This is a genomic window from Colwellia sp. MB02u-6, from assembly GCF_014077095.1.
In the GTDB taxonomy this organism is placed as follows: Bacteria; Pseudomonadota; Gammaproteobacteria; order Enterobacterales; family Alteromonadaceae; genus Cognaticolwellia.
On sequence record NZ_JACGVG010000028.1, the window covers coordinates 34,678 to 56,412 of the forward strand.

The following is a 21,735-nucleotide window of genomic DNA, read 5'->3' on the forward strand; positions in this document are numbered from 1 at the left end:
CATATACTTGATACACAAATGAGATGCATCAATAGGCACTCAAAGAAAGTTTACTTTGAAATTAACTACTTTCAACAATAAACACCTTATTAACTAGCATAGGAAAATTTAAATGACTGTAACAAATACAACTAACGTATTAATGGTAATAACTTCACATGACAAGCTAGGTAACACAGGTGAAAAAACTGGTTTCTGGTTAGAAGAGTTTGCTGCACCTTATTATCAATTAATTGACGCAGGCTTCAATGTCACATTAGCCTCACCCTTAGGTGGACAACCGCCGTTAGACCCAACAAGTGCCAAAGCTGACTTTCAAACTGATGCCACTCGTCGTTTTGAGCAAGACAAAACAAACCAAGCAGTATTGGCAACAACAACCAAGTTAGAACTGATTGATGCGAATGATTACGCCGCTGTTTTTTATCCAGGTGGTCACGGTCCAATGTGGGATTTAACCACTAACCAAAAATCAATTGCGTTGATCTCAGCATTTATTGAGCAAAATAAGCCAGTAGCTGTGGTTTGTCATTCAACGTCAGTATTGCTTAATGTTAAAGATAAAAATGGCGCTGCAATCGTGCAAGGTAAAAAAATAACAGGTTTTACTAACAGTGAGGAAGACGCTGTGCAATTAACCGAGATTGTACCTTTTTTACTTGAAGACGAGCTAATTAAGCAAGGCGCTAACTACCAAAAAGGCGACGATTGGGCATCATTCGTTGTTGAAGATAGCGGTATTATCAGTGGTCAAAATCCAGCAAGTTCAAGCGAAGTAGCCACACGTTTAATTAAGCAATTAAGCTAACAGCTTAACCTTACACTACGTAAAGCGGCGTAATAAAAAAACACGGGTGTAAAGCTCGTGTATTTTTATTAGCTTGATGGTGATTAAGCTTGTAATTTCAGAACTGTTACGTCACGAGATTAAGCCAAATCCGCCTGAAAACCGACCTTTACCTTTGTGTAAAAATTTCAATTATTTCTGGTAATAATATTTAGGAAATAGGATCAAATAGGCTAGTGTTTAATACTAGGTTAATATCGTATTGATATAGTTTGATGTGGCCAAGTATTATTTAGCGATATTTTCTCAAGCACGACAACCATTCACCGTCTATTAACATTGCCTTAGATATTGCCATCAACCTACCTTGTAATTCCTCTAATAACGAATTTATCATACGATAAGTAGAGTCTTGATGATTATTGTTTGAAGAATAAATTTCGCATTTTTACGGTTAAATACTGTGCGGTTGCGCACATTAAAGGGTAATACTTAGGTGTTTAACCATTGATTCTTTAATATTATCTTTCGCATGACTGACATTAACCTGTGTAATGTCACCACGATTAATCAGCTTATCTAGCCCTAAATAACGATAACCCACTAATCGGGCCGTAGTGTTACCTTTTCATGACTCTGTTCATTTATATTCAAACGGATTAGCAAGGATAGATAACTCGCCTAATGGGATGATCAGAGAAATGAGTTTCCTTACAGTTTATTGAACTCTCCTAGCCATTCACTGAAGCTAGGTGATACTTTTTTCACTGTATGAAGTTGGTGGTCAAAAAACCAGACGGGTATATCTATGTGCTGACGTTCACAATCACTCAGTTTGAAACAAAACATGTTGCCCTTACAGTCAGAGGCAAACAAAACATGGCCCTTGGGCATGCCACTCATTTCATATAACTTGGATAATGAATATACGTCTTCAAGACTTAAAAAATCTTGTACCTCAGATATATCGACACCTAAATCACATATTCTGCTTAACACATTCGGTGTGTGCACCAAGCCATAATTCGATAGTAAGTATTTATAGCTGTTAGGGAGAATGGCCGCTAGTCGTTGTTCGAGTTCTGCTATATCAGCGCTATCGATTGGGGTCATCGATTGTTTGCTGCCCCAGTTTTTTACAAAAAGATCAATACTGTGCATTTAAAAAATTCCAGAAATAACGACTATTATACAGCTGTAGGTTTTGGTTTATAATTAGCATTGCTGCTAAAAAAGCCAACTGTTATTTGTGATATCTTAAATAAAACATTCACAGCGGCTTATAGTATTTAGCTGAGTGCTTGTCCCATTAAAGCGCTTAACAAATCGCTGTTAACATAGATTGTCCTAACTCGATATAAGCATTAGCATCTTCGCTAATCGCTTTCGATTTAAGATGATCAGCAAAACCTAGTCTGGCCGTCATGGCCAACCAAAATACGGCACTAATAAAACCTACAACACGCCATAAAGTAGACTTTGCCCATTTAAGCGCCAAAGTAATAGAAAGTACATAAATGACAAAACCAGCTAATTTTGATGATGCCCAACCATTAACAAAGGGGTACAAATTAAGTGGATTAACGGCAACAAGGTAAATAAAGGTGCAAACAAAAAGAGTATATAAAATATGTGGCCCAATCTTCAACAGCTTATTATTGACCTTATCAGAGCCTTTCATTGTTAAGACAAAATTAATCATGAAAAAGATAAAAGTAAGCATAATTATAGTCAGATGGGTGTGCTTAACTATCATGTACATATGGTTGATCCCTAAAGTGCTTTTATTTATTACTAAGACCTGCAGTATATCTTTGTTTGAGTCAGACAACACCATAACGCTTATATTAATTATCTCAATCGCGTTAGTATTGAGTTTTTAATAAATGGAAGCTCACTATGCAACCACGGCTTTTTTAACCTTTTCTTTATAACTGCGGCTAACTTTTAACTCTTTACCGTTTGTCATGACTAAATAGTATTCACCATTGAGCTGGCTGCAAAACTTATTAATATAACTTTTGTTCACTATGGTAGAGCGGTGGCTGCGGAGAAATCGTCGGGGGTCTAACACTGCTTCCAGTTGTTTCATGGTTTTACGAAGGATATGAGTATTATCGTCAGTATGAACACACATATAATCGCCAGCAGCGTCAATCCATAAAATATCTTTTACCGGCACTCGGCTAACTTCACCAGCATCTTTTATCGCTAATACATCAGAATAACTAGAGACACTGACCGGCTCGTTATTTTCTAGCTCTTGTAAAATTTTTTCACAATCGTTACCGGTAACGTCACTTACTAAACGTACTAATTTTGACTTATGAAGAGCATTAACTTCACTACTGATACTTTGACGTATTTTATCTAAGGTTTGAGCAAGCCGTTGTTCGTCAGCGGGTTTAAGTAGATAATCCTGCGCATGTACTTCAAAAGCCTGCATAGCGTATTGGTCAAAAGCGGTAACAAATACCACCATAGGTAAATGCAAACCCTGTGCAATAATCGCTTCAACGACTTCAAAACCATTTAAGCCCGGCATTTGAATATCAAGAAATATTAAGTCGGGTTGATAGGCTCTAACGGCTTCTAATGCTTCTCTGCCGTTAGTACATTGGGCAATAATGTTGATGTCTTTGTGTTCTTGCAGACGAACCGCTAAGCCTTTTCTAGCGAGAGGTTCATCGTCAACAATTATAGTGTTGAGCTGTTTGCTCATATTCGACCGCCAACTTCATAAGGAATTCGTATACTGATTTTAACACCAGTGGGTATATTGTTGGCAACAACTAACGAAAAATCATTCTGATATAAAGCTTGCAATCGTTCTCGGGTATTGACCAAACCAACACCATTTTCACGAAATAAGTTACCATTGTTAATTTCTGCACCTGGGCCATTATCAGCCAACTCAATCAGTAAATCGTTACCAAAACGATGCACATACACGTTAATTGCACCGCCTTGCTCTTGTACTGCTACAGCATATTTTATTGAGTTCTCAGCTAACGGTTGTAATATCATGCTCGGTACTAAGGCCAAGTTACAGTCGCTAGCCACATTAAATGTGACTTGTAAGCGTTCTTCAAAACGTACTTTTTCAATGTCTAAATAAAGCCTTAAGGCTTGCAACTCGCTGTCAAGTGTTACTCGCTTCATAGGGTCTTTGTCCAGCGAGTAACGTAAAAACTCACTTAACTTAGTAACCATACCATTGGCTATTTTGTTTTCTTGTACCAAAATTAGCGTTGATATCGCGTTTAGGGTATTAAACAAAAAGTGAGGGTTAAGCTGATAACGCAGCATTTTTAACTGTGCTTGATGGGCAACCGCATTGGCACGTAATACATTCTGTTTTTCTTTTTGCAGCATTTGATAATATTTAGTACCAAAATACAAAGCACTCCAACTTAAAATTATGAAGAAGGATAGTAGACTGTTTTTTGTGTAATAAAGCCAAAAATCAGGGCGATAACCGTGCTTGTATATCTCCCAATAATTAATATTTTTTACTACTTGCCATAATACGCCGGTACAATAAGACGTTAATATCACCACAATGGCGATTTTTAACGGTGTGAAGTTCCAAACACGACGATAAATATACCTTAACGGAACCGTAAATAGCCAACCGGCATAGGTATTCAATAAGATAATAATCAGAAAAATATCGCGTAAATCGTGCAGTAATGAACCTAAGTAATGTACTAAGGCAAAACCACACCAGCCAGCTGTATGAACCAACCAAAATAAGCGATTTCTATTTTCTACAAATTCTTTCCAATTCACACAAGACACCAGTAAGTGGGGTTAATGCAATTATGCGCTAAGCACACAACTCTAGCACTACCACTAATCTTAAGATTTGTACGCCTTATCTCATTTCATCTAAGAGCCTACTTACCTGTGGATGCCTAATTGCCAGTAACATTAATTGCTTTATTGACAATATTTTGTATTTTATTAACTTATGCTCCTGATATTGTGACAAATACCATAAGCCATTGATTAAAAGAGAAAAATCAAAGTAACACGTAACTAGTAGTGACGAAATGTTACTATTTTCCTGTTTACTTGCTGTTAAATTGTCGATAATTTTTGTTAATTTTTGTTGCTGATTTAAGCGCGTTAATGCTTGCTGATAGAGCGAAGTAATCATTTCAACTTTACTGCTATCAATGCTGTTAACGGCCATTAGCATCGCAAGGTCGTATGCTATTGGAGCGATACATGCACATTCAAAATCAATTATTTTATATAAATTTTCTGAGTTTGCAGTCTCATTTTTCAGCGCTATAATATTGCTATAATTAGCGTCGCCATGACAAAAAACTTGCCTGGTGTACTGCAATATTTCATGAGTTTCGGCCAAGTTTTGTTGAAAGACATTGACTAAGAATTTTAGCGCCTGATGTTGAGTAGAGCTAAGAGCTATATTTTGTAATAATTGCTTAATAGTCGCGGATATATCCAGATTCTGTAAGTAAGACTTTTTTGATCGCTGATTATCGGTTAGTGATATTTTTTGTGTCAAGTTTTGATGATTACTGTGATTACTTTCACTCTTACTACTCGACAGAGCAATATTATGACAGCGCACCAATAGCGCTATTGTGACGGCTAACTTTTCTTCTTCACTCTGGTTGCTGTTATCTAGGCCCTGACCTTCTATAAACTCAGTAATTAACCAGTTTTGTCCAACATATATTAACTTAGGAGAAATGCCATCTCTGGCCGCGAGTTGGCTCGCTAAGGGCTCTATACTATTAGCGATTAAATACTTGGCAAAATAGGTTTTATCTTCATGGTTAACTTGAAAACAAGGCTGGCTTAATCCCGCATTAATGACACTAATATTATCTACCTTGAGATTAAAACAAGGTAGATGGCTTAATTTTAGTGCTAGCGATTGTTGATGCGGGTCTATTATTGCTTGATCAAATTTCAAAATGCTTCCTACAAGTTATCCGGCAACAGAGTTATTAATGTACAGGTTGTTGTGCTCTTGGGTAAATTGCAGCTTATATTGTTTGCGCCATTGCCAGTAACCATAAGCCGCTAAGATCACGAAGCTGCCAAATAGTGCTGCTGTTGGGATTAAGCCCTTTTCAACATAGAGATATATCGATACTAGATCAATCACAATAAAATATAACCAATTCTCTAATACCTTTTGGGTAATTAAATAAGTAGCAAACACCGCAAAAACTGTGGTTGCACTATCAAGATATGGAAAGTGTGCTGGGGTATAAGTCGCCATTATCCAACCTAAAACTAACGACACAAGCGTTAAAAGCGAAATAACACTGCTATGGCGCTGTAAAGTCCATTGGCTATACAAAAGCTTATTCGAATCAGTATCGGTGTTTGAGGGCTTATTTTTATGCCAGCAAAGCCAACCATACACAGCCATCAATAAATAATATAACTGCAGCACGCTGTCCATCCAAAGATAAACATCATAAAAAATAACAGTATATAACACAGTACTTAATATGGCGGCAGGCCAGCACCAAATACTACCTTTTGCCGCTAAAATCACATACAGTAATGATGCTACAACCGCGATCAACTCTAATAAGGGCAAGGTAGTGAAATAAGTAATAATTTCACTGGTTGCACTGATTGAATTCACCATTATGTTTCGGCTTCTACAACAGAGCGATCGCCACCTATAAACTTGCAAATAAATACCGCAGCATTTAGCGTTTGATGTACATGCTTAATTTCTGCCATAACATGCGCCGTAGCTAAGTCATAATCGCCAAATACTTGTGTGCTCATGCCGTTGGTAACTACCTTGAGCCCTGGAACTAAGCGTAAACGTTTAATAAACGCCCATATTTCTGTTTTAAATTTTTCTTCCGCTAACGGGTATAAACTAATTTCAATTGATATTTTCATAAATAACTTTCTTCTTTTTTGATCAGTAATGCGTTGTAGCCTATTAAACACTTTATCTAATATGCTACAACATTCATGGATATGTAAACTATTTGCTAAGACCTAGCGGACAGAGGTAAGTTGCTAAGCACAAATATTTACTTATATTTTATTAGAAATTATAATCAAATGTTGCACCAAATACAGCTGGCTCAGCTAATTGATAATAAGCTTTTGCGGTATATTCGTCTCTTGGGTCATTGCCAAAATAAAAACCACGCGTAGCATAACTTTCATCAAACAAATTACGTGCCCACAACTTCACTTGCCAGTCATATTTTGTATAACTAATTGACATATTAACCACTTCAATGGCTGCAGATTTTTCTTTATGACTATCAGAAAATAAAAACTTGTCTTTACCATCAACAGAAATATTCACCCGTAAGTTATTCGATAATTGATAATTCAAACCAAGATTAAATTGGTAGCTTGGGGCATGTGCTTGTTCGTCACCTGATTTATCATTGCCGTCAGCATCAATGAAGCCATTGTATTGAGTATCTAACAACCCAACAGCGCCATAAATTTCAAGTTCAGGGCTGATCTGCCACCCTGCCTCTAGTTCAAGACCTACATTGGTGCCGGTTGCCGCGTTACCTAAGTATGAAACAAAGTCGGTACTGCCATCTTCACGTTCTTGTAAAAATGACGTGCGCACCTGCATATCATCCCTGTCCATGTAAAATACGGCGCTACGAACATAGGCTTGATTATCCAATAAACTGACTTTATAGCCTAATTCGTAATTCCACAAATACTCAGCCGTGAACTCACGCAGCTCAGTGGGTAAACTGCCATCAGTGTTTGCGCCTCCGGCCTTGTAACCACGATTCACTGAGCCATAGAATAAATTATTTTTATCCGCTTGATACGACAACACCACTTTACCACCTACCATGGTATCGCTTGGATCAAAACTAAGTTGCTCTGAATCGGTATAATCTGAGTTTCTCCGCTCCAACCTTAAACCAGTTGTTAGACTTAACTGTTGAGTCAGTTGGCTATCAAATTGTATGAATGCAGCAATGTTATCGCTATCAAAAGACGAGCTAAAATCACCAGACAGATAGGTATATTGGCGTAATAAATCTTCTTTTTCTTGCTTGAAGTATATACCTGTTACCCAAGCGGTACTGCCATTAAAAATCTCACCTCCTTGCTCTGAAAGCGCTCTGAGCTCAAATGTCGCTGATGTTTTATCACGAAAGTAATGATCTTCTGAGTTATATTCCCAAGCCGGGCGAATACCCACATAGGCCCAATCTTCATCATAGCCGTAGTCTAATGTTGAGTCAGCATAGCTGATGATAGTCTCGAGTGTAAAATCGCTAACGCCTTGATAGGTAAATTTAGTCGCTAACGCTTTGGTATCTTGGCGATCAAAGCCTGGTTGGTCTGATAAGGTATGACGTGTATTGTCCAATGAAAAGGCATCATAGCCATTATCAAAATCAGCGACAAATGCCGTTATATCAAGGCTTAAATTTTTACTTATCGCAATAGCTAACTTACCACGCATGGTTAATTCATCACGGTTGTTAGTGTCATCACGATTTAAAAAGTCATTGTCGATAAAACCATCACTACGGTACTGTTCAACCGCTAAACGGTAATTTACTTTTTCAGTGGCTGGACCGGATAAAACCAAACCAGCGCTATAACTGTCATAATTTCCAGCAGATAGTCTGACTTTACCTTCAAAGACATCGGTAGGCGCACTTGAAGTGATATTTATCATGCCTGCCATAGCATTAGCGCCAAAGCGCGTACCTTGAGGACCACGATAAACGTCAACTTGTTCAACATCAAAAGTTGACGCTATGCTGCCAATACTGGAAAAGTCTATACCGTCGATTACTAAACCAACAGAGGGGTTAATCGGTTCTTTGAATTGGCTACGCTCACCAATACCGCGAATTTGATAATACCTAGCGCGTTGTGTACCACTAGAGAAATTAACGTTGGGGGTACGGGCAATTATTTCTTCTAAGTTCTGAGCATTACGCGCGCTAATTTCATCACTAGCGATAACAGATAAAGAACTGGCGGTTTTTTGTAGTGACGTAGAGCGAAAGTCACCGTCTATGGTAATAACTTCTATTGTTTGCTCTGCAGTGTTCACAGGGGTGTCAGCGGCAAAAGTTGTAGAAGCAAAGATGCTGGTTAAAATAGCTAAAGTAATAGGTGATTTTATAAATGTCATTATGATCTCATAAATTCGATTAGGAATACGTTATGGGATCCGGCATGGGGAAGTGAAATAGCTACTCGGTATTAATCTGTAACATTATAGTTAGCAAGCGAGTAATGCCTAAAAAGTATAATGTTACATAACGGTAATGCGATTAGCTTAACCATTCCTACGCCGGTACTATCCGGTTCAGGTTCTAAGGGTTCGCTTCGCATCTCAGCCATTAAAATCGTAATAATTTTCAGGCACCCCTTGGTTCGATATGCATACTAACAATATTTGTTTAAAAGTACAGCGTAAAAACTAAATAAATAAAAATTTTATATTGCCTTATCTTGACTTGAGCTATGGGTAATAAATCATGAAATTTATCTCATAACATACTTATTTAAGCAGCTAATTTACTTAGGGTTTAACATTTTACCTAACGGTTCTCCCCCCACTAAATGCAGATGAATGTGATAAACCTCCTGGCCAGCGTGTTGATTACAGTTCATGATCAAACGATAACCGTTTTCTGCTATGCCCTCTGCTTGTGCCAGTTTCTTCGCTACAGTAAACATACGACCAATAGTTAGCTCGTCTTCTGCTTCAATATCGTTAACCGTTGGAATGAGCTTATTAGGCACAATTAAAATATGACTTTTAGCTTGCGGAGTAATATCACGAAACGCCGACACAAGATCATCTTGAAAAAGTAATGGTGCTGGAATTTCCTGGCGAATAATTTTTGAAAATATAGTTTCTTCTGCTGTGTTGTTATCAGCCATGGTTTAACCTCTTTATGCTTATGAGTTTTTAGATCTTGAACATTTATAGTTTAACGATAAGCACGATGATGACAAGGCTATATGCCATCAGCGTGTTAAATTATTTGGCTTTAATTAACTAACTTAATTAACTAACTTAATTAACTATCACTGATTGCCAATTAATGTCATCAATTGGCTACAACAAAAAACGCCAGTCAGAAATTAACTGACTGGCGTGATTAATAGCCTATTTTTCTGTTATCTATTGCTGATTAACATTACTACAGTGCGCGGCGTTGAATAACGGCTTGATCAAGTTCAGCTAGCAAAGTTTCAGTATCTTGCCAGCCAATACATGCATCTGTGATGCTTTGGCCATACGTACCCGTTTCACCAAGCGCTAAGTCTTGACGGCCTTCAACTAAATGACTTTCTACCATCACACCAAAGATGTGCTTATTACCAGCAGTCATTTGTTGGCAAACGTCACGACAAACTAACATTTGATTTTCAAACTTCTTGCTGCTGTTAGCATGACTGAAATCGATCATGATATTGGTATTTAGCCCTGACTTATCCAATTGTTCGGTAACCGCTTTAACACTATCGGCATCAAAGTTTGTGCTTCTACCACCACGTAGAATTATATGACAATCTTCATTACCTGTCGTTTCAACAATGGCAGAATGGCCATATTTTGTTACCGAAAGGAAATGATGTGAGGCACTAGCAGCGCCAATAGCATCAATAGCCACTTTAATCGTACCATCGGTACCATTTTTAAAGCCAACTGGGCATGATAAACCTGACGCTAATTCACGATGAACCTGGCTTTCTGTCGTGCGTGCGCCAATGGCACCCCAACACATAAAATCAGCCATATATTGCGGGGTGATCATATCTAAAAACTCACCTGCGGTAGGTAAGCCCAAGTTATTTAAATCAAGCAATAACTTACGGCCAATACGCAAACCATCATTAAGTTGGAAACTATTGTCCATATAAGGGTCGTTAATAAGTCCTTTCCAGCCAACAGTAGTTCTTGGCTTTTCAAAATAAACTCGCATAACAATTTCTAGCGTGTCTTGATATTTTTTACGCAATTTAACTAAGCGCTCGCCATATTCCAAGGCCGCTTTGGGATCATGTATCGAACATGGTCCGATAACCACAAGCAAACGATCATCTTGGTTATTAAAAATGTCACTTATGGCTTTTCTGCCAGCAAAAACCGACTTTGTTGCTTGTTCTGAAGAAGGAAATCGCTCAAGTAATGCGATAGGAGGTAAAAGTTCTTTGATGTTATTAATACGGACGTCGTCGGTTTGCTCAAACATATTTTTTCTCTTTATACTGCGAATAATTGCTACTCAATATTTACGTCTAGACACCTAGATGATTAGCCTCCTAGCTAATTTATCAGTGTTATCACGCTAATAGCAACATAAAATACGAAAAAGACGGTATAATCAAATCATCTTACATCAGAGCAAGATAAATACGCTTATTGTAGAAAACTCTGGTCGTATTTTTTATCAAACACATTCATCTAGGTTGCCAATAACTATGACGCATTCTCAGCTACCATTAATTGATTTACACCGACATTTAGACGGTAATATTCGCCCCAAAACTATTTGGGCATTAGCACAAGAGCATCACATCATTTTACCTGAAACTGACTTTGAAGCCTTTATTCCCCATGTGCAAGTACAAGGCAGTGAAAGCGATTTATTAGCTTTTCTCAGTAAACTTGATTGGGGCGTTGCTGTCCTTAAAACTTTAGACGATTGTAAACGCATAGCGTTTGAAAACGTTGAAGATGTTTTTAACGCCGGTATTCATTATGCTGAATTACGCTTTTCACCTTATTACATGGCTATGAATAACAACCTTATGGTTGCTGATGTTGTAGCCGCGGTTGTTGATGGTGTAAGTGCAGCATGTAAAGTCTACGACGTAAAAATCAACCTTATTGGTATTTTAAGTCGTACCTTTGGCGTTGAAAAATGCCAAGCAGAGTTAGACGCACTGCTTGCTCATAAGCAACATTTAATTGCGATTGATTTAGCTGGAGATGAATACAACTTTCCAGGTGAACTATTTGTCGATCATTTTAATCAAGTACAAAAAGCACAATTAAATGCCACTATACATGCGGGTGAAGCAGCTGGGCCTGAAAGTATTTGGCAAGCAATAAACCAATTACATGCTAAGCGCATTGGTCATGGTGTTGCATGTCATCGCGATGAGCAACTTATGGATTATATGGTAAAACATGATATTGCTATTGAGTCTTGTTTAACCTCAAACTATCAAACCGGAACCATTAAAGATTTAAGTCAGCATCCCATCAAAGATTTTCTAGCCCGTGGATTATTGGTTTGTTTAAATACAGACGACCCTGCGGTACAAGGTATTGAGCTAAAAAATGAATATAAAATTGCTCGCGACATACTAGGTTTTGATGATGACGATATCAAGCAGCTGCAAGAAAACTCGCTTAAAGCAAGCTTTTTATCAGACAGTGAGAAATCAGCGTTAAAGAAAAAAGTGTTGAATAATAACTCCAGCTTATTGTTGTAGATCTTAAGTTAAAATAATTAATTAACGAGGAGAACACGTGTACGAAGTTATTATTGCAACAATCACAGGTATTGTTGTGGGCTTGATATTTTCATTACTGAAATTGCCTATACCTGCACCCCCTGTTTTATCGGGTATTGCCGGGATTTTCGGCATTTATTTAGGCGGCATCGGTTATCACTGGATCATCGAGCGCTTTTTCAGTTAGAATTCTACTTTAAACATTTAAAAGACATATCAGTAAAACACCCTTGATAGCGGCTGAATTGATACCAGATATCAGCAACGGCTAGAAACTTACTGTGATTGAAACACCACTAACAAAGGTTAACTCTCATGGCAACAGCACACATAGAAGCAAACGCAGGTGACTTCGCTAAAACGGTACTTATGCCGGGCGACCCACTACGCGCAAAATATATAGCAGAAAATTTTCTTGATGATGCAAAATGTGTCACCCGTGTACGTAATATGTTTGGTTACACAGGTACTTATAAAGACAAACCCGTTTCAGTCATGGGCTCAGGAATGGGCATACCATCAATTTCTATCTACGCGACGGAATTGTATAAAGACTATGGCGTTGAAAGTATTATTCGCATTGGCTCTTGTGGCGCAGTTCGTGATGATATAAAACTACGCGACATCATTGTCGGTATGGCTGCAAGCACAGACTCAAATGTTAATCGTTCACGTTTAAATGGCTGTGATTTCGCGGTTACCGCTGACTTTGATTTATTACACAACATGGTAAAAACAGCGGAAAAAACAGGTAAAAAAATTCGTGTAGGTAATATTTTTACCTCTGATTTATTTTACACACCGCAACCAGAAATGTTTGCCCTAATGGAAAAGTACGGTATTTTAGCTGTTGAAATGGAAGCAGCCGGTTTATACGGTGTTGCTGCTGAGTACGGAAAAAAAGCACTAACAGTACTAACCGTGAGCGATCATATTAAAACTGGTGAGCAAACTACAGCTGATGAACGTGAAATAACTTTCAAAGATATGATGGAATTAACCCTAGATAGCTTGTTGTAAAGATTAAGCTAGATAGTAAAAAGCCAGTCAACGGACTGGCTTTTTACTGTCTAGCTTTACCACTATATTATCTAATCTTAATTATTTCATTACTCATACACAATGATCAATCATTACAATTTAATCCTTCCTTTATTAAGATCTAATGTGCGCTGACCTACACCTCTAACATTTTTTAAATCATCAAGAGATTTAAATTCACCATTTAACTCTCGATAAGCGATGATTGCTTTTGCTCGTTTCGCTCCCACACCTTTTAATAAAGCTAAAGTTTCCATACCCGCTTTATTAATATCAATAGCTTGTATTTCTTGAGATGAAATAACTGCTGGCGTTTCGTTGAAGACTAGCGCTTGAAGTGGCAATGACATTACCGTAAATAAGATAACAAGAGAATAACAAATATGCTTTTTCATAAGACCTTCCTTTTAATGAAATGAATTTCCATATAAATGAATTATCATAAATAATAATTCATCTTATTAGGTTTAGAAGTCTTATATTTATTTGTCAAATAGATAGGCTAATAAAAAAAGTTAATCGTTGAAACTAACTAATTGATTGGTTAATTTCTTGTAATACAGCCTGTGGATTTTCAGCTTTAGTGATCGGTCGACCAATCACTAAATAGTCGACGCCAACATCAATGGCTTTTTCAGGTGTCATAATACGTTTTTGATCATCGGCATTGCTCCCTGCTGGGCGTATACCTGGTGTTACCAGTTTAAAGTCTTTACCTAATAATTGCTTCAGTGATTCGGCTTCCATTGCTGAACAAACCACACCGTCTAAACCCGCTTTTTTAGTCAACGACGCTAGATCCATTACATGTTCAGCCGGTGACTTAGTAATACCTATTCCGGCGAGATCTTCTGGCCCCATGCTGGTTAAAACCGTAACCGCAATCAATAAGGGTGCCTTATCTCCATAGGGCAATAAAGCTGCTTTGGCTTTTTCCATCATTTTAAGACCACCAGAAGCGTGTACATTAACCATCCAAACCCCTAAATCAGCAGCAGCTACAACCGCTTTAGCAACAGTATTAGGGATATCATGAAATTTTAAATCAAGAAACACATCAAAATCACGCTGAACAAGTTCTTTAACAAAATCTGGGCCAAAATGAGTAAACATTTCTTTGCCTACTTTTAATCGACAATCACTCGGCTGAATTTTATCTACAAAAGATAATGCTTCATCTTTGTTATCAAAATCTAACGCCACAACGACTTTTGCATCTCTCATGCTGTTTTCCTTACTAGGTAAATATTGCTAATTATTAGGTTTTATCATTTGCATCAGCAAGTGAAAAATTTTAGGCTTAATCTTCTAACACTTTGACATTCGAACACTAAAGTGTGGCATTACTCGCCATCTAATCCCCGTATAGGTTTAAGTTGCTCCCAATCATGGCATGAAGGACATGACCAATAATGGGTGCTAGAATTAAAACCACAACTTCTACAACTATAACGGTGCTTAACCTTTAGATAAGCTGAAACAAGCTCACGGATCACTTCAAGGTTTTCAGACGTATTTTCAGACTCGCCGTTATTCATTTGCATTTTCACAAAATACTTAAAACCACGAATAGTAGGTCGGCGGTTTAATGCTGTTAAGATGAATTTTTTCGCCTGATTAACACCCTTAACTTGCTCTATATGTGATAAATACTTGATAAGTGCTGATGTGGCACCCGTTTCTTCGTAAACCTTTCTGATAAATTGGAAAAACTCTTCTTCAGCATCAAGTGCTTGATAACAAATAAACATTTTATCTATTACATCGGGGAAAAATTCTTTATCTTGCTCATAAATAGCCTTATAACATTGGCAGGCTTCATTGTATTGTTGATGATTTTCATATATTTGTGCCATCAGCCAATTTGCTCTAGATGAATTAGGATCATGGCTTAATGCATTGTCTAATAGCTCAATAACTTCAATAAATTCATCTTTTTCTAATGCTAGAGTGGCGAGTTCACAATAAAAATTAGCTAACGTATGTAAGAGTTTTGTGTCACGAGTTTTTGCGATGGCTTTTTTAAGCGCAATACCTTGTTGCCAATCTTTGGTTGATTGATAAATCTTCATCAAGGAGCTAAGCGATTTTAAACCATAAATTTTTGATTTTAGTAATTTATGAAACATCGCTTCAGCGCGATCATATAATCCAGCGCTAAGAAAGTCTTTTGCCAATTCAAATACTGCTTGCTGTTTAGCACTATTAGGTAAGTGTTTTTGGCGCACTAAATGTTCATGTACTTTCAGTGCTCTATCAAGTTCACCGCGACGTCTAAATAAATTTGCCATGGCAAAGTGAGCTTCTACGGTATCATCTTCAACTTTTAACGCTTCAAGTAGATAATCAATAGCTTTATCTTGTTGATTCGAAAATAAATAATTTAATCCAGTAGAATATTTAATAGAAAGTTCTTGTGTAGCTGAATGGTCGTTTTGTTTAACGCTATTGCGTCCCATAAACCAACCATAGCCCATAGCAACCGGCAACAATAAGAATAATAATCCTAGCATACTAAGACTTCTTCTCCGTATTCAGTTGATTACTTTTGCTAGATTTTATCATGCTAAGTAGCTTCCAAAACAAAGCAAATAATAATCCTAACACGAAACCTATTGAGGTAAATAAACTGACGGCTGCAGCAACTGAAAGATTAGTTTTTGCAATCAAATAATTTAAGCTCAGTACTTGATCATTTTGACTACCAAAAACAAATGCAATGGCAAGTAAGATAAGAAAAAGGATAACAGTAATATAAAGGCGCATAATAGTTCGTCCAAAACAACACAAAAAAAAGGCATGCTGATAGCATGCCGTTTAGTCATAAATTCTGCAATTACGCGATTGAAAGATTTACTCTTTCACGTAATTCTTTACCAGGTTTAAAATGTGGAACATATTTTCCGTCAAGCTCGACAGACTCGCCAGTTTTTGGGTTCCGTCCCACACGAGGAGCGCGATAATGCAACGAAAAGCTGCCAAAACCTCTAATTTCAATACGCTCACCTTTTGACAAAGTGTGCGCCATCATTTCAAGAATTTCTTTAATAGCTTGTTCTACATCTTTCGCAGCTAAATGATTTAATTTATCTGCTAATCTTTCAATGAGTTCTGACTTGGTCATATGACCTCCAGTGTTCACTATAGCTTCGCGCCATCGGATTTAAACATTAAAGAAGAACTGCTTTAATGCAGCTCTTCTTCTCTTGGTATTGCTAGGAATTATATCTTAGCGTTTTTAAACGCTTCAGCCATTGCACTAAGACCAGATTCTTCTTCTGGTGCTTGGTTCAATGTATCCATAGCTTCACGTTCGTCTGCTTGATCTTTAGCTTTGATTGATAAGCTGATAGTGCGGTTCTTACGATCAACACCAACAAACTTAGTTTCAACGCTGTCATCTACAGATAATTCAGTTGTCGCATCTTCGATACGTTCACGTGAAATATCAGCAACACGAAGGTAACCTTCAACGCCTTCGGCTAATTCAATCTTAGCGCCTTTAGCGTCTACTTCAATAACCTTACCTGTAACAATAGCACCTTTTTTGTTATCTGCAAGATATTGATTAAACGGGTCATCTTCAGTTTGTTTAACACCTAAAGAGATGCGTTCACGTTCCGGATCAACCTGTAATACTACCGCTGAAATCTCATCACCTTTCTTGTATTCACGAACAGCTTCTTCACCGCCAGCCCATGAAATATCAGATAAGTGAACAAGACCATCAATGCCGCCGTCAAGACCAATAAAGATACCAAAGTCAGTAATTGACTTGATCTTACCTGATACTTTGTCGCCTTTGTTGAAGTTCTTAGCGAACTCTTCCCAAGGGTTCGGGATACATTGTTTAAGGCCAAGAGAAATACGACGACGTTCTTCGTCAATTTCAAGCACCATAACTTCAACTGTATCACCTAAGTTAACAACTTTAGATGGGTGGATGTTCTTGTTAGTCCAATCCATTTCAGAAACGTGAACTAAACCTTCAACGCCTTCTTGAATCTCAACAAAACAACCGTAGTCAGTTAAGTTAGTTACGCGACCAGTAAGCTTAGCACCTTCAGGGTAACGCTTAGCGATAGCAACCCATGGATCTTCGCCTAACTGCTTCATACCTAGAGATACACGAGTACGCTCACGATCGAATTTCAATACTTTAACTTGAATTTCATCACCAACATTTACGATTTCACTTGGGTGCTTAACACGTTTCCAAGCCATATCTGTGATGTGAAGTAGACCGTCAATGCCGCCTAAATCTACGAATGCACCGTAGTCAGTAAGATTCTTAACAATACCTTTAACTTCAATGCCTTCAGCAAGAGAAGCTAATAGTTCATCACGTTCAACACTGCTTTCTGATTCGATAACAGCACGACGAGATACAACTACGTTATTACGCTTTTGATCAAGCTTAATAACTTTAAATTCTAAATCTTTACCTTCAAGATGAGTAGTGTCACGAATAGGACGTACGTCTACTAGTGAACCAGGTAAGAAAGCACGGATATTGCTAACTTCAACTGTGAAACCACCTTTAACTTTACCGTTGATAACACCGATAATAGTTTCTTTTTCTTCGTATGCTTTTTCAAGCACTTGCCATGCTTCATGACGTTTAGCGTCATCACGAGAAAGAATAGTCTCACCGAAACCATCATCTGTAGCTTTAAGCGACACATCAACTTCATCACCAACAGATACTTCTACTTCGCCTGTAAGGCTTTTGAATTGGTCGATTGAAATAACAGATTCAGATTTTAAGCCAGCGTCAACTAAAACGTTGTCTTTTGTGATGGCGACTACAGTCCCTTTGATAATAGAACCAGGACGTGTTTCGATCGTTTTTAAGCTTTCTTCAAATAGTTGTGCAAAATTTTCAGTCATAACTTGTATATAAACTCAGTTATTAATCCAGTCAACGTCATTGTTTCATGGGGTAATTAAATAGTTGCCCAGTGCATCCTTACAGTAGGCGATAGGTTAATGTTCAGTTTGCATTAATTTTTCATTACTGAATGAGAGGATTTTACTAACTACCTCTTCAATAGAAAGTTCAGTAGAATCAATGATTAACGCACCTTCTGCAGCAACAAGCGGCGCCACCTTGCGGTTTTGATCTCGCTCGTCTCTCAGACGTATGTCCTCCAAAAGGCGCGTTATTTTAACATCAAAGCCCTTTCCTTTCAACTGATTAAATCTTCTTTGCGCCCTTTCTTCAGCGCTGGCGGTCAAAAAGACTTTAACTGGCGCATCAATAAACACTACAGTACCCATGTCACGACCATCAGCAACTAAACCAGGTCCAACTTTAAAAGCACGCTGGCGTCGCAGTAAAGCTTCACGTACACGAGGAAACGCAGCAACTTTCGATGCTAGTGCGCCTATTTCTTCGGTGCGAATGGCGTTAGATACATCTTCGCCTTCCAAAATGACTTTACCTTCACCTTCATTACAGGTTTGAAACTGTACATCAAGATTCGCTGCTACTGGTAATAAAGACTGCTCGTCTTCTACGCTAATATTATGGTGCTGAGCCGCTACAGCTAATACACGATAAATGGCGCCACTATCTAATAAGTGCCAACCTAGTTGCTCAGCGACAATACGCGCAACGGTACCTTTACCCGCACCACTTGGTCCATCAATTGTAATTACAGGGATTTGTTGGTTCATTCAATTCTTCCTAGCTGACTTTTTCTAACACAATAAGCTGTTAGTTACTTGGGATTAACGTCAATCCTACTTGGTTTGCTAATGCAACAAAATTTGGAAACGAGGTCGCCACATTGTCACACTCTAAAATTGTTATTTCACCTGTAGCTCTTAGGGAGCTAATAGCAAATGACATGGCTATACGATGATCGTCATGACTTTCAACTGTACCTGAAGTTAGCTGACCACCAGTAATATCGATACCATCAGGGTAAATGGTACAATCAATACCTAGCTCAACTAAGCCATCTGCCATTGCTTGAATACGATCACTTTCTTTAACACGTAATTCTTCAGCACCTCTTAATCGTGTCATACCTATTGCACATGCCGCAGCAATAAATATTGCTGGAAATTCATCTATAGCAAGTGGAACATCACGTTCGTCAATATCGATACCTTTAAGCGGCGAAGATGATACCACAAGATCGGCAACAGGTTCACCTCCTGCTAGCCGCTCATTTGTAACAAGTATTTCTCCATTCATTTGCTGTAAAATATTAATAGCACCTATACGTGTGGGATTCATCCCAACATTACGAATAGTGATTTGTCCTTCTTTAGCAATTAAACCCGCTACCATAAAAAAAGTAGCGGAAGATATGTCGCCCGGCACTTTAATATCACAGGCCGTTAACTTGTGACCACCTTCAATGGATATTTTCTTACCTTGTTCAGTTTCTATCGACTTCACCGGATAACCAAATGCCGTTAACATGCGCTCTGTATGATCGCGCGTAATGCCAGGCTCAGTCACAGATGTTGTACCATTTGCGTACATACCAGCCAATAACACACAAGATTTTACTTGTGCGCTAGCCATGGGTAATAAATAGTCAATCGCATTAAGTTTTTCATCTACGGCTAAACCACTGCACACAACTGGGGGCGTGCCGTCACTAGCGGCGGTAATATTAGCACCCATAAGTTGTAATGGTGTAATCACTCGCCCCATTGGACGTTTGTTTAAAGAATTATCGCCAGCCATACGAGTGTCAAACCGTTGGCCTGCTAAAATACCTGAAAGTAGTCTAATGGATGTGCCTGAATTACCAATATCTAATAATCCATCTGGTTTGCTTAAACCATGTAAACCTTTACCCTGTACGGTAACATTGTGTTCGCTATCTGGGCCTTCAATTTTAATGCCCATAGCTTTAAATGTATTCATCGTTGCCAAGCAATCTTGACCAGGTAAAAAACCACTAATATGCGTGGTACCTTCAGCAAGCGCGCCAAACATTATAGAGCGATGAGAACATGACTTGTCACCCGGTACTAAAATATCTCCGTTGACTTTATGGCCAGGTTTAGCCGTTATTGTTAAGGTATTATTTTTTTTAATTTGTAGGTTTGACATCATGATTCCAGTTAAATCTTTCCTTTACGGAAACTTCCCGCTTAACCTAGGCCAATGTTTCACTAGGCTGCTATATTCATTATATTATTGAATGTTGACACTTAATGCTGTTGAGCAAAGCTGTCCATAAAGTTAATCAATGCGTGCACGCCTTCTATTGGCATGGCGTTATATATACTCGCTCGCATTCCACCAGCCATACGGTGGCCTTTCAGGGCAGTTAACCCCTGAGCTTCGGCTTGTTTTACAAATTCAGCAGATAAGCTGTCATCCATTAACCAAAAAGGTATATTCATCAAACTTCTATTTTCTGGCACTATTGAGTTTTTGTAAAAAGTACTTTTATCAATATATTGATAAAGTAACTGCGCTTTATGCTGATTAATTTCAGCAATAGCACTCACACCACCTTTAGCTAATAACCAGTCAAAAACAAGACCCGCTAAGTACCAAGCATAAGTGGGCGGTGTGTTATACATCGAGCCATTTTTAGCCTGTATCTCATAGTTCAAGATTGATGGTGTGTCTAAATGCGCCTTACCCAATAAATCTTCACGTACGATAACTAAAGTTAAACCCGACGGGCCAATATTTTTTTGCGCACCTGCGTAAATCAAGCCAAATTTGCTGACGTCAAATTCACGTGACAAAATAGTTGATGACATATCAGCAACCAAGGGGATATTACCGGTATTTGGCACCTCAAAAATTTCCATGCCGTCTACTGTTTCATTGGGGCAATAATGCACATAGGCGGCATCTGGACTAATGGGCCATTCGCTACTGGATTTAATACGTTGAACGCCATCAATATATTCTATTGCATTAAATACATTAATATTGCCGTAATGACTGGCTTCTTCTGCCGCTAATTTAGACCAAGAGCCACTGACGATATAGTCTGCTTTTTTAGTCTCGCCCAACAAGTTTAACGCCACAGCAGAAAACTGACCACGACCTCCTCCGTGACAAAAAAGCACTTTATAATTTTCAGGAATAGCCATCAGCTGACGTAAATTTGCTTCAGCTTGTTCTGCAACAACAAGAAACTCTTTACTTCTATGGCTCAGTTCCATCACAGAGCTACCGGTATCGGCAAAATTTAAAAATTCACTCTGCGCTTTATTCATTACATCGACAGGTAACATCGCAGGACCTGCGCAAAAATTGTAAACACTAGACATTTAACACTACACCCTTATTTATTAAACTTATTAAATTATAATTGGCCTGACATTAGGTCATCAATAGCAAGTTGTTCTATTATCTCACGGTATTATACCAGTTCCATTAAATTTATGATCTTGTTGCGCGCAGGACAAAAATCAAG

At 38.2% G+C, this 21,735-nt stretch carries 23 protein-coding genes and 1 riboswitch; of the genes, 4 read left to right on the plus strand and 19 right to left on the minus strand.

Features of this window, described 5'->3' with window-relative positions; all coding sequences use genetic code 11:
• Positions 1-112: 112 nt before the first annotated feature.
• A complete protein-coding gene (locus H4J46_RS05590; RefSeq protein ID WP_182232559.1) occupies positions 113-808 on the plus strand; it encodes a type 1 glutamine amidotransferase domain-containing protein in 696 nt (231 codons plus the stop codon).
• A gap of 690 nt (positions 809-1,498) precedes the next feature.
• On the opposite strand, the gene H4J46_RS05595 is transcribed toward H4J46_RS05590, so the two are convergent.
• The 10 genes from H4J46_RS05595 to aroG all read right to left on the minus strand — a co-directional run bounded on the left by H4J46_RS05595 (position 1,499) and on the right by aroG (position 11,016).
• Positions 1,499-1,948, minus strand: a complete 450-nt coding sequence (locus H4J46_RS05595; protein WP_182232560.1) for an SMI1/KNR4 family protein — start codon at positions 1,946-1,948, stop codon at positions 1,499-1,501.
• Between the two features lie 157 nt (positions 1,949-2,105).
• Positions 2,106-2,549 (minus strand): SirB2 family protein, encoded by a 444-nt coding sequence (locus tag H4J46_RS05600; RefSeq protein ID WP_182189329.1) that lies wholly within the window; start codon positions 2,547-2,549, stop codon positions 2,106-2,108.
• Between the two features lie 135 nt (positions 2,550-2,684).
• On the minus strand, positions 2,685-3,509 hold the full coding sequence (locus H4J46_RS05605; protein WP_182232561.1) for a LytTR family DNA-binding domain-containing protein: 825 nt from the start codon (positions 3,507-3,509) through the stop codon (positions 2,685-2,687).
• Positions 3,506-4,579, minus strand: a complete 1,074-nt coding sequence (locus H4J46_RS05610; protein WP_182232562.1) for a sensor histidine kinase — start codon at positions 4,577-4,579, stop codon at positions 3,506-3,508. Before H4J46_RS05610 ends, H4J46_RS05605 begins: the two co-directional genes overlap by 4 nt.
• Before the next feature lie 85 nt (positions 4,580-4,664).
• Complete coding sequence (locus H4J46_RS05615; protein ID WP_182232563.1) at positions 4,665-5,738, minus strand: phosphotransferase; 1,074 nt, start codon at positions 5,736-5,738, stop codon at positions 4,665-4,667.
• A 15-nt stretch (positions 5,739-5,753) separates the two neighbouring features.
• A complete protein-coding gene (gene pnuC, locus H4J46_RS05620) occupies positions 5,754-6,428 on the minus strand; it encodes a nicotinamide riboside transporter PnuC (protein ID WP_182232564.1) in 675 nt (224 codons plus the stop codon).
• Complete coding sequence (locus H4J46_RS05625) at positions 6,428-6,694, minus strand: hypothetical protein (RefSeq protein WP_182137891.1); 267 nt, start codon at positions 6,692-6,694, stop codon at positions 6,428-6,430. The genes pnuC and H4J46_RS05625 overlap by 1 nt, the downstream gene beginning before the upstream one ends.
• A 151-nt stretch (positions 6,695-6,845) precedes the next feature.
• On the minus strand, positions 6,846-8,939 hold the full coding sequence (locus tag H4J46_RS05630) for a TonB-dependent receptor (RefSeq protein ID WP_182232565.1): 2,094 nt from the start codon (positions 8,937-8,939) through the stop codon (positions 6,846-6,848).
• A gap of 137 nt (positions 8,940-9,076) precedes the next feature.
• A riboswitch (TPP riboswitch) is annotated at positions 9,077-9,190 on the minus strand.
• A gap of 138 nt (positions 9,191-9,328) precedes the next feature.
• A complete protein-coding gene (locus H4J46_RS05635; protein ID WP_182232566.1) occupies positions 9,329-9,697 on the minus strand; it encodes an HIT domain-containing protein in 369 nt (122 codons plus the stop codon).
• 263 nt (positions 9,698-9,960) lie between these two features.
• Entirely contained in the window at positions 9,961-11,016 is a 1,056-nt protein-coding gene (gene aroG / locus H4J46_RS05640; protein ID WP_182232567.1) for a 3-deoxy-7-phosphoheptulonate synthase AroG, read from the minus strand.
• Between the two features lie 229 nt (positions 11,017-11,245).
• On the opposite strand from aroG, the gene add reads away from it, so the two are divergent.
• From add to deoD, 3 genes are all read left to right on the plus strand, one after another.
• Positions 11,246-12,265 (plus strand): adenosine deaminase, encoded by a 1,020-nt coding sequence (gene add, locus H4J46_RS05645; protein ID WP_182232568.1) that lies wholly within the window; start codon positions 11,246-11,248, stop codon positions 12,263-12,265.
• 37 nt (positions 12,266-12,302) lie between these two features.
• The gene (locus tag H4J46_RS05650; RefSeq protein ID WP_182137886.1) at positions 12,303-12,473 is read left to right on the plus strand and encodes a XapX domain-containing protein; all 171 of its coding nucleotides are present in this window, start codon (positions 12,303-12,305) and stop codon (positions 12,471-12,473) included.
• 128 nt (positions 12,474-12,601) lie between these two features.
• Entirely contained in the window at positions 12,602-13,306 is a 705-nt protein-coding gene (gene deoD / locus H4J46_RS05655) for a purine-nucleoside phosphorylase (protein ID WP_182232569.1), read from the plus strand.
• A 113-nt stretch (positions 13,307-13,419) separates the two neighbouring features.
• Here deoD and H4J46_RS05660 read toward each other — a convergent pair whose 3' ends face one another.
• From H4J46_RS05660 to serC, 9 genes are all read right to left on the minus strand, one after another.
• Entirely contained in the window at positions 13,420-13,722 is a 303-nt protein-coding gene (locus H4J46_RS05660) for a helix-hairpin-helix domain-containing protein (protein WP_182232570.1), read from the minus strand.
• 133 nt (positions 13,723-13,855) lie between these two features.
• Positions 13,856-14,551, minus strand: coding sequence for an orotidine-5'-phosphate decarboxylase (gene pyrF / locus H4J46_RS05665; RefSeq protein WP_182232571.1), 696 nt, complete (start codon positions 14,549-14,551; stop codon positions 13,856-13,858).
• A 119-nt stretch (positions 14,552-14,670) separates the two neighbouring features.
• Positions 14,671-15,840 (minus strand): lipopolysaccharide assembly protein LapB, encoded by a 1,170-nt coding sequence (gene lapB / locus H4J46_RS05670; RefSeq protein WP_182232572.1) that lies wholly within the window; start codon positions 15,838-15,840, stop codon positions 14,671-14,673.
• A gap of 1 nt (position 15,841) precedes the next feature.
• Entirely contained in the window at positions 15,842-16,093 is a 252-nt protein-coding gene (locus tag H4J46_RS05675) for a lipopolysaccharide assembly protein LapA domain-containing protein (protein WP_182232573.1), read from the minus strand.
• A gap of 70 nt (positions 16,094-16,163) precedes the next feature.
• Positions 16,164-16,451 carry an integration host factor subunit beta gene (gene ihfB / locus H4J46_RS05680; protein WP_077286743.1) on the minus strand — a complete coding sequence of 96 codons (288 nt, stop codon included), beginning with the start codon at positions 16,449-16,451 and terminating at the stop codon, positions 16,164-16,166.
• Between the two features lie 98 nt (positions 16,452-16,549).
• On the minus strand, positions 16,550-18,217 hold the full coding sequence (rpsA, locus tag H4J46_RS05685) for a 30S ribosomal protein S1 (protein WP_146879902.1): 1,668 nt from the start codon (positions 18,215-18,217) through the stop codon (positions 16,550-16,552).
• Positions 18,218-18,313: 96 nt separating this feature from the next.
• Positions 18,314-19,006, minus strand: a complete 693-nt coding sequence (gene cmk, locus H4J46_RS05690; protein ID WP_182232574.1) for a (d)CMP kinase — start codon at positions 19,004-19,006, stop codon at positions 18,314-18,316.
• Between the two features lie 40 nt (positions 19,007-19,046).
• A complete protein-coding gene (gene aroA, locus H4J46_RS05695; RefSeq protein WP_259365698.1) occupies positions 19,047-20,405 on the minus strand; it encodes a 3-phosphoshikimate 1-carboxyvinyltransferase in 1,359 nt (452 codons plus the stop codon).
• A 101-nt stretch (positions 20,406-20,506) separates the two neighbouring features.
• Complete coding sequence (gene serC, locus H4J46_RS05700; RefSeq protein ID WP_182232576.1) at positions 20,507-21,589, minus strand: 3-phosphoserine/phosphohydroxythreonine transaminase; 1,083 nt, start codon at positions 21,587-21,589, stop codon at positions 20,507-20,509.
• Positions 21,590-21,735 lie beyond the last annotated feature (146 nt).